This is a genomic window from Streptomyces sp. PA03-6a (genome assembly GCF_033792765.1).
In the GTDB taxonomy this organism is placed as follows: Bacteria; Actinomycetota; Actinomycetes; order Streptomycetales; family Streptomycetaceae; genus Actinacidiphila.
Map to the genome: position 1 here is coordinate 17,577 of NZ_JARAVK010000119.1, position 10,995 is coordinate 28,571.

Consider the following 10,995-nt stretch of genomic DNA (forward strand, 5'->3'; position numbering starts at 1 on the left):
CGGAAATCCCCTCGACACACCCATGGAGCACACATGTCCCACCGTCTGGAGTCCAAGGTCGTCATCGTCACCGGAGGAACGTCGGGGATGGGCGCCGCCTTCGCCCGGCGCGCCGCGTCCGAGGGCGCGACCGTCGTGATCGGCGCGCGGGACAAGGCCCGCGGCGAGGCGACCGTGGCCGGGATCGAGGCCGAGGGCGGCCGCGCGTCCTTCCTGCCGACGGACGTCACCGCCGAGGACGAGGTCGCCCGTCTCGTCGACTACGCGGTGACCGAGTTCGGCGGCCTGCACGGGGCGTTCAACAACGCCGGCGGCGGCGACAACCAGCGCACCTTCGGCACCACCGACGCCGCCTTCTGGCACCACATGATCGCCACCAACCTGACCAGCGTCTTCTACAGCCTGAAGCACGAACTCCCGGCGATCGCCGCCTCGGGCGGCGGGTCGATCGTGAACAACGCCTCGACGGCGGCCGTGGTGGGCGACCCGGGCATGCCGGCCTACGTGGCCGCCAAGCACGGCGTGGTGGGCCTGACCCGCTCCGCGGCGCTGGACTCGGCCAAGGCGGGCGTCCGCGTCAACGCGCTGGTCACCGGGCTGATCGACACCCCGCTGTGGCGTTCCGCCGTCCAGGCCCACCCCGGGATCGAGGACCGGTTCCTGGAGCGGATCCCCGCCGGACGGGCGGACGTGGCCGCCTTCGCCGCCTTCCTGCTCAGCGACGAGAGCAGCTTCGTCAACGGCGCCGCGCTCGCGATCGACGGCGGCTTCACCGCACAGTGAGCAGCCCGGCGGGCCAGGGTCAGCCGAGGGCGTCCAGGGCGGCGTCGACGACGGCCGTCAGCGCCTTCCGGTCGGGGTTGACGGCCCCCATGACCCGCAGGCCGTGCATCGTGACAACGAGGTACCGGGCGAGGTCCCGCGCGTCGCGCTTGCCGGACACCTGGCCGTCCGCCTGGGCCTCCGCGACGACCTGGGCCAGCGCGTCCTCCAGCAGCGCGGTCGTCGACTCCACGTGCGTGGCGACCCGCGGATCGTGCGCGACGCGCTCCATGGCCGCGCCGACGATCAGGCAGGCCCGCCGCCTCCCGTCGCGCGCGATCTCGTCGACCGCCGCGACCAGGACCTCGCGCAGCAGCTCCCGGCCGGGCGCGCCGGCCCGCAGGGCCTCGACCAGGGGCAGCGCGTACTGCTCCCGGTAGCGGTCCATGGCCGCCAGGTACAGCCCCTCCTTGCTGCCGAAGGCCGCGTACAGCGAACCGCGCCCCACGCCGGTGGCGTCGACCAGGTCCTGCACCGACGTGCCCTCGTAGCCCTTGCTGCGGAAGGCGTTCATCGCGGCCTCCACGGCCCTGTCGGTGTCGAACTCCCTCACGCGTGCCATGGGCCGGAGTGTACGCCTATCAGGAACGAACGGTCCAGTTTTGCGGATGACGCGCCCGGTCCGGGTTCACCACCCTCCGATCCCGCCGCCCAGACCCGCCTGCCGCTTACGGAAGCGATGCGTAAGGGAGAGCCGATTCCCATTTCCTGTCAAACTGCCCCCTGAAGAATTCGTACCAGTTGGGATCATTCTGGCGCGTTACGGAGAATGTGGGCCGCTGCCAATGGTCGGCTTGGAAGGTCGCAATGCGCATGACGATCTTCCCGTGCCGCAACGCAGGATCGGAGGCAACCACAGTGTTGTGCGGAACGTAATTCAGGGTTCTTATCTCCAGCCTCCCTGCCACCGTCCCGGCGATCGGAGCCGTCAGCCTCCTGAGATTGGCCTCCAGGCTGGTACTCAGCTCGCTCGCGCTGTAACTCTCCGACTCGATGGCCGCAATTCCCATCGCAGCACTGTTCGGTTCGATGACCAGAATCTTCATGTGCAGCCCCCTGGAGACCGCCCGCCTGATGTCATCCGCATGCGTAACGAGATGCGTCCCAAGGGTCCATCCGTGGAGCCAAACCTCGCGCGACGACAGGATCATCTCCCGTATCTCATCCCTGTCATCAACCTCGGAGAAAAAGCGATCAGCACTCGGCCGGGCACCAATTTCGGTCAGGGACCGATTGATTCTTTCACTCTGCGATCTGAGCCTCAGCAGCGAAAATCCCACAAGTGCGAGCACGGCCAGGATCCCGGAAGAAATCACCTCCTGCGAAGCCTTTCCGGCCAGACCCAGGATGCCGAATACAATCGCCGCGGCCAGTGTCACGTAGAGATCGAGGCTGTGCACGAAGCTTCGCACCATCGCCACGAAACCAGACCTGGTACCAGGCATATCAACCCCCACTCCCCCACACATCCGCCCCTCGACCCGGAAATTCTCTCCAGGATCGGGGGTCGCAAATCATCTGGCCTGTTGAGGCCACTCAGTGGCTCAGTCGCTGCTGTAGGGAAGGGTTCGAGGCCTGCACGGACGTAACCCCACACTGCCGACCCGGAAGCAGTTGCCTCCTCCGATCTACGGATGTCCGGTAGCGGCCAGGCGGGTCGTCACCAAGGCGAGGTGGTGCGACGTAGCCCACGCCCGCCATTCCCTGCTGCCCCCTGCCTTCTGGCGTTTTCGCAGAGCACAGTCCTGAGGACGGGCGTCGCCCCACGACGTGGCAGCCCCCCGAAGGTGGCCAGTAGGGGGAATTGACGAGGTCGTGACTGAGAACGAAGAAGTCATCGTTGCCCGGCCGAATCCGCGGGTACACGAAGACCTGCCACTCGGTTGCCGTGGTGTAGCGCATGTTCGGGTCGGGCGTCCCCCGGCTCTTCGGCAGCCGGCCGGTGGCGCCCCCCGGGAGCCGCGCGTCCTGCCGCCGCCGCGGCCGCGCGCGGCGTGGCCGGCCGAGGCGCAGGCCGCGGTGGACTTCGCCGAAAGGCTCCCCGGAGGCTGCTGCACGCTGGACCTGGACGGCCGGATCCTCTTCGCCACCACCGAGGCCGCCCGCCTCCTGGGCACCGACACGTCGCCGCGCTGCTCGGCACCTGTCTGTGGAAGGTCCTGCCGTGGCTGGACGGGCCCCTCGTCGAGGACCACTACCGGGCCGCGATGATCAGCAGGCAGCCGGCCTCCTTCACCGCCTCGCCGCCCGCGGGCCCGTGCCTGTCGTTCCACCTCTACCCGGACCCCTCCGGCGTCAGCGTCCGCATCGTCCCCGCCGCGCTCCCGACGGACCCCTCACGGGTGCTGCGCCCCGCACCCCCCGCGGAACCCGGCCGGGCGGCCGTCCTCTACCACCTGATGCACCTGGCGGCCACGCTCACCGAGGCGATCGGCGTGCGGGACGTCGCCGACCAGGCCACCGACCAACTGCTGCCCGCCTTCGGCGCCCAGGCCCTCGCGCTGTTGACCGCGGAGGACGGCCGGCTGCGGATCATCGGCCACCGCGGCTACCCGTCCGACCTCATGGAACGCTTCGACGCGGCTCCGCTGACCTCGGACGCCCCCGCGGTCCGGGCCCTGGCCACCGGCGCGCCCGCAGTGACGACGTCGCCCTGCTGCTCATCCAGGCGCGGCGGAACGGCGGTCGAGACCGCCCGGGGCATCACCGGCCGGTTCGCTCCGGTGATGCCCCGGGTCCCTCCCGGCGGGAGGAGTGACGGCCTTCAGCCGACGCGCCGGGCCCTGACGCCGCTGGCCTCGAAGTCGTAGACGTACCGGTTGATCCGGAGGCCGTCTACCGCGCCGACCCAGATGTTGTCGCGGCCCTTGCCGACGGCGACGGTGTAGACGGTGGCCTGCGGGAGCGCGTTCTTCAGCGTCGTGAAGTTGCACGGGCTGGACTGGGTGCACAGGGGCCCGAGTTCGTTGCCCGACAGGAACCACTCGCCGTTCACGGTGGTGGCGTCGAGGTACCCGCTCCACTGGTTCACCGGCGCGACGGCGGGCGGGACCCACACCATGGTGGAGTAGGTGTCTCCGGGCGTCAGCCTCGGATTGATCTCGATCCTGATGTTCGGCAGGTTCCGTGTGCCGCCGTAGCCGACGTTCTCCTGCGTCTGGAAGACGTGGAACCCGAGCGCGGTCAGGTCCCGCACCCGGCTGCCGTAGAAGTCGACCTCGTTGCCGAAGTCGACCTTCTCGCTGGGGGGACTCAGCGTGGTGGACTCGTTCGCCACCGCGATTCCGAGGCTGCCGTTGCCGTAGGGCGGCCTGGAGACCGATCCCGTCACACCGTACGAGCCGAACGGGCCCTCCCTGAGGTCGGCGACGGGGGAACCGATCGTGTTGCGGGCGATGACGCCCCAGTGGCCGGAGTCTATGGAGCCTCCGGAGTGCCCGTCCGCGACGGCGGACACCGATCCCGTGAGGGCCGAGGTGACGATCGTGGCGAGCGCAACGGCCACGAGCGTCCTTCCCCGGCTCAAGCCAAGACGAGCCTTCACAACCCATTCCTTCCGGGTAGCCGAAGGGCCCGCTGCGCCGCCCGTGCCGGTGCGCCGCGCGGCACACGGCAGCGCGGCACGACACGGCGGCGGCCGAATCGTGACCCTTCGCGTTTCAGCAGAACTTGGTGAGTGGTGGTGGATCGTGCGGGGGGATGCGTCCGAGGTCACTGCCTCCCGTACGACAGGAGTCGTTCCCGGGGGAGTTGACCTCGACGTCGTGGGCGAGGCGGACGGTCATGCGACGGCCGGAGCCGTCCACGAGTCCCCTGGTCCCAGCCGAACCCGAAATGCACATGACGACCGTTACATGCCGTGACGTGAGCCGCATCCTGGGTGGGCCGTTCGTAGCGGAGCGTGCGCATCCCGGGTTCCGATGCTAGGCGTTTGCCTAAACAATTTAGGTAGGTGCATAATCGATTACGGAGGAAGGGAGGCACGCCGTGCCACGCGTAGGACTCACCGCGGAACGCCTGACCCGGGCGGGGGCGGAACTCGCCGACGAGGTCGGCTTCGCCCAGGTGACCGTCTCGGCGCTCGCCGAGCGGTTCGGCGTCAAGGTCGCGAGCCTGTACTCGCACGTCAGGAACTCGCAGGACCTGAAGACCAGGATCGCCCTGCTCGCCCTGGAGGAACTCGCCGACCGGGCGGCCGAGGCCCTCGCCGGCCGCGCGGGCAAGGACGCCCTGGTCGCCTTCGCGAACGTGTACCGCGCGTACGCCCGGGAGCACCCCGGCCGCTACGCGGCGGCGCAGCTGAGGCTCGACCCGCAGACGGCGGCCGCCAGCGCCGGCGTCCGGCACGCCCAGATGACGCGGGCCATCCTGCGCGGCTACGACCTCCCGGAGCCGGACCAGACGCACGCCGTCCGTCTCCTGGGCAGCGTCTTCCACGGCTACGTCAGCCTCGAACTGGCGGGGGGCTTCGACCACACACCCGTCACCGCGCAGGAGTCGTGGTCGTGGGCGCTGGACTCCCTTGACGCCCTGCTGCGGCAGCGGTCGACGTCCTGAGGACGCGCCCCGGCACCTCCCAGCGAACGGACGGGCACCCAGCCCACGGACAGCCACCGGACAGGCAACGCACCATGCACACGCACCAAGACCTGATCACCACCCCCGTCACCGAGGAGCTGCTGCGCGGCGCCCTCGACGTGGAGCGCACCCGCCACGGGCTGCTCCCGCACCGCCTGCCCGCCGCGGCGCGCCGGCAGATCCCCGACGAGCAACTGGCCGTGGCGGAGGCCCAGCCGTCCGGCGTACGGCTGGCGTTCCGCACCCGGGCCACCACGGTCGAACTGGACACGCTGCCCACCAAGCGGGTCTACCGGGGCTTCCCGGCCCCGCCGGACGGCGTGTACGACCTGCTGGCCGACGGCCGTCTCGCCGCCCAGGCCACCGTGGCCGGCGGCAACGTCCGCGAGATCGTCGACATGGTCACCCAGGCCGCCGAGCTGCGGGAGGGGCCGCCCGGCACCGCCCGGTTCGGCGAACTGCCCCCGGGGGACAAGGACGTCGAGATCTGGCTCCCGCACTCGGAGATCACCGAGCTGATCGCCCTGCGCACCGACGCCCCCGTCGAGCCGTCCGCGCCGCGGGGCCGCAAGGTGTGGCTGCACCACGGCAGTTCCATCAGCCACGGCTCCAACGCCGCGCATCCGACCGCCATCTGGCCCGCGCTGGCAGCCGCCGCAGGCGGAGTGGAGCTGGTCAACCTGGGGTTCAGCGGCAGCGCGCTGCTCGACCCGTTCACCGCCCGCGCGATGCGCGACACTCCGGCGGACCTGCTCAGCCTCAAGATCGGCATCAACATCGTCAACACCGACGCGATGCGGCTGCGCGCCTTCACCCCGGCGGTGCACGGCTTCCTCGACATCGTCCGCGAGGGCCATCCCACGGCACCGCTGCTGGTCGTCTCCCCCCTCCTGTGCCCCGTCCAGGAGGACACCCCGGGCCCGCTCGCCCCGGACTTCGAGGGCGGCAGGCTGCGCTTCAAGGCCACCGGCGACCCGGCGGAACGCGCCGCGGGCCGGCTGACCCTCACCGTCATCCGCGAGGAGCTGGCCCGGATCGTCGCGCAGCGGGCGGCCGACGACCCCAACCTCCACCACCTCGACGGGCGCGCACTCTACGGCGCGGCCGACTACGCCGAACTGCCGCTGCCCGACGAGGTCCACCCCGATCCCGCGGGACACCGGCGCATCGGCGGGAACTTCGCCCGGCTGGTGTTCGCGGGCACCGGCCCCTTCGCCTCGGCGAGCCGCTGACCCGCAGCCGCTGACCCGAGGCTGCGGGTCGGCGGCTGTGTTCATCGGCCCGCCGCATCACGGCATGAGATCGATCGATTTGCTTCACCTCATGCGCGGATCCACCATGGCAGCGCTACCTCAGGTCGCCCCCGCGGAGTTCCGGCAGGCAGTACGGCATGTCACGCGGAAGACGGCGAACACCGGAAAGGTGGAGACATGGCCATGGACGCCGTGTGGGTCCGTGGCGTGAACGGGCTTCAGATGCACCACGTCACCGACCTCCAGGACGCCGGCAGGTTCCTCGGCAACGCAGCCATGGCCCTGCGGGCCGCCCACGTGCGGACCGGCGCAGAGCACTACGAGGGCCTCGCCGCCGAGCTCAAGGCCCTGGTCACCCGGGTACGGGAGCTGGAGGACCAGGCCCGCTCCGCGATGCACGAGCTGCACGAGACCGACCCGGAGCGCTTCGTCCGCTGCCGCGAGGGCCACGAGCCCTGGCCCGGCGAGATCGAAGCCGGGTTCATCCCCCGCCACACCTGCCGCGACGAGTGCCTCCACCACGACCGCGGCGTGCTCGAGGCGATCACGCAGTGCACCTGCGGCAGGCCGCCCTGCCAGGCCTGCGAGATCGACGGCCGCCTCCCCGCCCGTTGATCCCCGCCCGGATCACCTCTCGGCGGCCACCGCGCTGCGACCGCGCACCGCCGGAGAAAGGACTCCCCATGCGCAAGCCCCCGGAACGGAGCGGGCTCGACCCGGCCGGCCACCGTCTCCACGAAGACACCGCACGCCTCCAGGCGGCGGGCCCCGCCACCCCCGTCGAACTGCCCGGAGGCGTCCTCGCCTGGTCGGTCACCCGGTACGACGCACTGCGGCGGCTCGCCGACGACCCCCGGGTCTCCCGCGACGCGAAGCAGCACTGGCCCGGCCTCGGCGACCTGCCCGAGGACTGGCCGTTGTCGCCCTTCCTCGTCTCGCCGACCGTGCTGAACGCCCACGGCCCCGACCACCGCCGGCTGCGCGCCGTGATGGAGCGTGCGTTCACCCCCGGGCGGACGGCCGCCCTGGGGGCGAACCTGCGGCACAGGACGGAGGCCTACCTGGAGGCACTCGGCACGCCGGGCTCCGGGCGCGTCGTCGACGTCCGCGCCCGCTACGCCCGGGTCGTCGCGTGCGAGACGCTGTGCGACCTGTTCGGCGTACCGGAGGACCGCTGGGAGCAGGCCGTCCGGGCGATGGACGCACTGCTGGAACCACCCTCCGACCCCGGGGCCGCGGCCTCCGGCGTGGACGAGGCGATGGCCTTCTGGGCCGCGCTGCTCGCCGAGAAGGCACAGGTACCCGGCGACGACATGGCGACGACCCTGGTCGAGGCCACGGACATGACCGACGAGGAACGGCTCCTGGCCCTCGTCGTCACCGTCGCCGGGGGCGTCCCCTCGGCCACCGACCTGATCACCAACGCCGTCATCGGCCTGCTGCGCCACCCGGAGCAGCTGAGGGACGTCCTCGGCGGCGGCGTGCCGTGGCAGGCGGTCGTCGAGGAGACCCTGCGCGTGGACTCCCCCGTCCGGCACATGCCGCTGCGGTACGCCGTGGAGGACATCGACCTCGGGGAGGGCATGCTGATCCGCCGCGGTGAGCCGATCGTCATGGGCTTCGGCGCGGGCGGCCGCGACCCGCGCAGGCACCCCGACGACACGGACGCCTTCGACGTCCGCCGGCGCGACAAGGACCACGTCGCCTTCGGCCACGGCGTCCACCGTTGCGTCGGCGAACCGCTGGGACGGCTGGAGGCGGAGGCCGCCCTCCCCGACCTGTTCGAGCGCTTCCCCGGCCTGCGGCCGGCGGTGCCGCCGGAGGACCTGCGGCCCCTGCCCACCTTCGTCTTCAACGGGAGGACGGAGCTGCCGGTCCGCCTCTAGAGCGGGCCCGTGGCGAGGGTTCCCAGTGCAGGCGGACGCCGGTGAGGCGGGCGATGGCCCGCAGGTGCGGGCCGGTGTTGCCGACGTACCAGATCCGCCGGTCCGCGTGCGGCCACGCGTAGGCCGGGACGCCGTCGTCCAGCAGGGTGGTCAGCCGGGGTTGTTCCAGCGAGGCGGCCGAGAACGCGTAGAGCTCGGACAGCCGCGGGGCGATCACCCCGTAGTCCAGCATGCGGGCGAGGGCGTGTTCGTCGAGGACGGTGTCCTCGACGGGTGTGGTGACCGGGTACTCGGGCGGGAAGGACCGGCCCAGGTCGAGGTACATCTGGACGGCCCGGTGCCGGGGGTCGGCCATGAGGGGGCCGAACGCGGCCAGCGGGCCGAGCGCGAGCCGGGGCCGCGTGAGCATCGCGTGCGTGAACAGGACGCGCAGCAGCGCGACGTTCATCATGAACCGCTCCACCTTCAGCTCGGCGGCGGCCAGTTCCTCGTGCTGCAGGTAGCCGGCGACGATGCTGGCGTTGTGCGCGCGGTACCAGCGGCGGGGTTCGGGCGTGCGGATGAAGTCCAGCCAGAACTCGACGCTGCGGGCGCCCGGGGTGCCCGCAGCTCCGGCGGACAGCAGCTGGGCCTCGGTCTTGTCGCGCAGCAGCCGTTCGTTGACGGCCCGCCACCAGGGGCTGCCGGGCGGGGAGGCGATCTCCGGTGCCAGTACGCCGCGGCCCAGCGACCAGCGCATGAAGCTGAGTTCGGCGTGGCCGAAGCGGCGGCGGGGTCCGGCGGCGAGCCGGTAGAACTCCCGGGCCAGCGCGTAGCGCGCGGCCGGGTCGTCGCGCACCCGCGCGACCCGTTCCCCGGCGCGTGACGCTGCGTCAGCCACGGTTGCCCGTCCGGATCAAGGCCATGCGGCGACCTCACGGGGCCTGAGGGGTTGTTCCGACCAGATGGTCTTGCCGTCCCCCGCGTACCGGGTGCCCCAGCGCTCCGCGAACCGGGCGACGAGGAAGAGGCCGCGGCCGCCCTCGTCGGTGGTCCGGGCGTGGCGCAGGTGGGGCGAGGTGCTGCTGCCGTCGGAGACCTCGCAGATGAGCGTGCGGTCGCGGATGAGCCGCAGCCGGATGGGGCCCGAGGCGTGGCGGACGGCGTTGGTGACGAGTTCGCTGACGACCAGTTCCGTGGTGAGGGCGAGGTCGCCGAGCCCCCAGGCCGTGAGTTGCCGCGCCGCCCGGGCCCGCGCCGGCGCGACCTCGGCCGGGTCCGCGGGGATGTCCCAGGAGGCGACGTGCTCGGCGTCGAGGGCGTGGGTGCGGGCCAGGAGCAGGGCCGCGTCGTCCGCCGGCCGGCCGCCGGCGAAGGCGGTGGCGGCGTCGCAGAGCCCCTCCAGCGAGGTCCGCGGGCAGGCGAGGCTGTCGAGCAGGCGCCGCAGTCCGCGGCCGGCGTCGAGTGAGCGGTCCTGGATGAGGCCGTCGGTGTAGAGGGCGAGGACGCTGCCTGCCGGGACGTCGATTCCGATGGCCTCGAAGGGCAGGCCGCCGAGGCCGAGGGGCGGGCCGCCGGGGAGGTCCACGAGGCCGGCGGCGCCATCGGGGGTGACCAGCACGGGTGCGGGGTGGCCGGCGCGGGCGAGGGTGCAGTGGCAGCCGACCGGATCGTAGACGGCGTAGAGGCAGGTCGCGCCGATCACACCGGAGGTGTCGGCGGCGGCGGATTCGTCGGCGATCCGACTGACCATGTCGTCGAGGTGGGCGAGTACCTCGTCGGGGGCGAGGTCGATGTCGGCCAGGGTCTGCACGGCCGCCCGGAGGCGGCCCATGGTGGCGGCGGCGTGGATGCCGTGGCCGACGACGTCGCCGACGACCAGGGCGACCCGGGCGCCGGAGAGCCGCAGGACGTCGAACCAGTCGCCGCCGACCCCGGCCTCCGCGTCGGCGGGCAGGTAGCGGTAGCAGGCCTCCACGGCGTTCTGCTGCGGGAGGTCCAAGGGGAGCAGGCTGCGCTGGAGGGCGAGCGCGGCGGCGTGCTCGTGGGTGTAGCGGCGGGCGTTGTCGATGCAGACCGCGGCGTGTGCGGTGAGTTCCTCCGCGAGGACCAGGTCGTCGGGCCCGAAGGGCCCGCCGTCCCGGGAGCGCCCGAAGGTGGCCGCTCCCAGGGTGGTGCCGCGCGAGCGGATGGGCACGATCATCAGGGAGTGGACGCCGAGGGCGCGGTGGTGGGCGCTGCGGACGGGGTCGCCGGCGGTCCAGTGGGGGTCGGCCGGGTCCAGTTCGGCGACGCGCACCGAGGTGCCGTCCACGAGCGCGCGGGCCGTGGGCGACCGCCGGGGGTAATCGCACCGGCCGCCGTGCGGGGTGGGCGGCGGGACGTCGTCAGGTGCGGAACGGTGCCCGGCGCAGCGCAGTTGGGCCACGGTGGCAGCGTCGGGCGGCCGCGGGGGTGTCTCTTAAACAAATATACAA

Annotated in this window: 12 protein-coding genes and 1 pseudogene; 6 read left to right on the forward strand and 7 right to left on the reverse strand. The window is 72.1% G+C overall.

Annotated elements, in window-relative coordinates:
- Window positions 1-33: 33 nt before the first annotated feature.
- Window positions 34-783 (forward strand): SDR family NAD(P)-dependent oxidoreductase, encoded by a 750-nt coding sequence (locus tag PV350_RS26190; RefSeq protein ID WP_500336412.1) that lies wholly within the window; start codon window positions 34-36, stop codon window positions 781-783.
- A gap of 19 nt (window positions 784-802) precedes the next feature.
- On the opposite strand, the gene PV350_RS26195 is transcribed toward PV350_RS26190, so the two are convergent.
- From PV350_RS26195 to PV350_RS26205, 3 genes are all read right to left on the reverse strand, one after another.
- Window positions 803-1,384 (reverse strand): TetR/AcrR family transcriptional regulator, encoded by a 582-nt coding sequence (locus PV350_RS26195; protein ID WP_499516086.1) that lies wholly within the window; start codon window positions 1,382-1,384, stop codon window positions 803-805.
- Between the two features lie 106 nt (window positions 1,385-1,490).
- Window positions 1,491-2,243 (reverse strand): hypothetical protein, encoded by a 753-nt coding sequence (locus PV350_RS26200; protein ID WP_499516085.1) that lies wholly within the window; start codon window positions 2,241-2,243, stop codon window positions 1,491-1,493.
- Between the two features lie 207 nt (window positions 2,244-2,450).
- Window positions 2,451-2,660, reverse strand: a complete 210-nt coding sequence (locus PV350_RS26205) for a beta family protein (RefSeq protein WP_500336414.1) — start codon at window positions 2,658-2,660, stop codon at window positions 2,451-2,453.
- Window positions 2,661-3,029: 369 nt separating this feature from the next.
- On the opposite strand from PV350_RS26205, the gene PV350_RS26210 reads away from it, so the two are divergent.
- On the forward strand, window positions 3,030-3,632 hold the full coding sequence (locus tag PV350_RS26210; protein ID WP_500336415.1) for a hypothetical protein: 603 nt from the start codon (window positions 3,030-3,032) through the stop codon (window positions 3,630-3,632).
- On the opposite strand, the gene PV350_RS26215 is transcribed toward PV350_RS26210, so the two are convergent.
- Window positions 3,587-4,327 (reverse strand): hypothetical protein, encoded by a 741-nt coding sequence (locus PV350_RS26215; protein WP_499516082.1) that lies wholly within the window; start codon window positions 4,325-4,327, stop codon window positions 3,587-3,589. The genes PV350_RS26210 and PV350_RS26215 overlap by 46 nt on opposite strands.
- Before the next feature lie 154 nt (window positions 4,328-4,481).
- Window positions 4,482-4,607, reverse strand: a complete 126-nt coding sequence (locus PV350_RS26220; RefSeq protein ID WP_500336417.1) for a hypothetical protein — start codon at window positions 4,605-4,607, stop codon at window positions 4,482-4,484.
- Window positions 4,608-4,809: 202 nt separating this feature from the next.
- On the opposite strand from PV350_RS26220, the gene PV350_RS26225 reads away from it, so the two are divergent.
- From PV350_RS26225 to PV350_RS26240, 4 genes are all read left to right on the forward strand, one after another.
- Window positions 4,810-5,379 carry a TetR/AcrR family transcriptional regulator gene (locus PV350_RS26225; protein WP_499516081.1) on the forward strand — a complete coding sequence of 190 codons (570 nt, stop codon included), beginning with the start codon at window positions 4,810-4,812 and terminating at the stop codon, window positions 5,377-5,379.
- Between the two features lie 74 nt (window positions 5,380-5,453).
- Complete coding sequence (locus tag PV350_RS26230) at window positions 5,454-6,632, forward strand: GDSL-type esterase/lipase family protein (RefSeq protein WP_499516080.1); 1,179 nt, start codon at window positions 5,454-5,456, stop codon at window positions 6,630-6,632.
- 204 nt (window positions 6,633-6,836) lie between these two features.
- Complete coding sequence (locus PV350_RS26235) at window positions 6,837-7,268, forward strand: hypothetical protein (RefSeq protein WP_500336423.1); 432 nt, start codon at window positions 6,837-6,839, stop codon at window positions 7,266-7,268.
- Window positions 7,269-7,336: 68 nt separating this feature from the next.
- On the forward strand, window positions 7,337-8,539 hold the full coding sequence (locus PV350_RS26240) for a cytochrome P450 (protein WP_500336419.1): 1,203 nt from the start codon (window positions 7,337-7,339) through the stop codon (window positions 8,537-8,539).
- Here the strand turns inward: PV350_RS26240 and PV350_RS26245 are convergent.
- Entirely contained in the window at window positions 8,505-9,419 is a 915-nt protein-coding gene (locus PV350_RS26245) for a hypothetical protein (protein WP_500336421.1), read from the reverse strand. The two genes, PV350_RS26240 and PV350_RS26245, sit on opposite strands and share 35 nt — an antisense overlap.
- A 15-nt stretch (window positions 9,420-9,434) precedes the next feature.
- Window positions 9,435-10,964, reverse strand: a pseudogene (locus tag PV350_RS26250) (ATP-binding SpoIIE family protein phosphatase); the annotation flags it as partial.
- Between the last annotated feature and the right edge of the window lie 31 nt (window positions 10,965-10,995).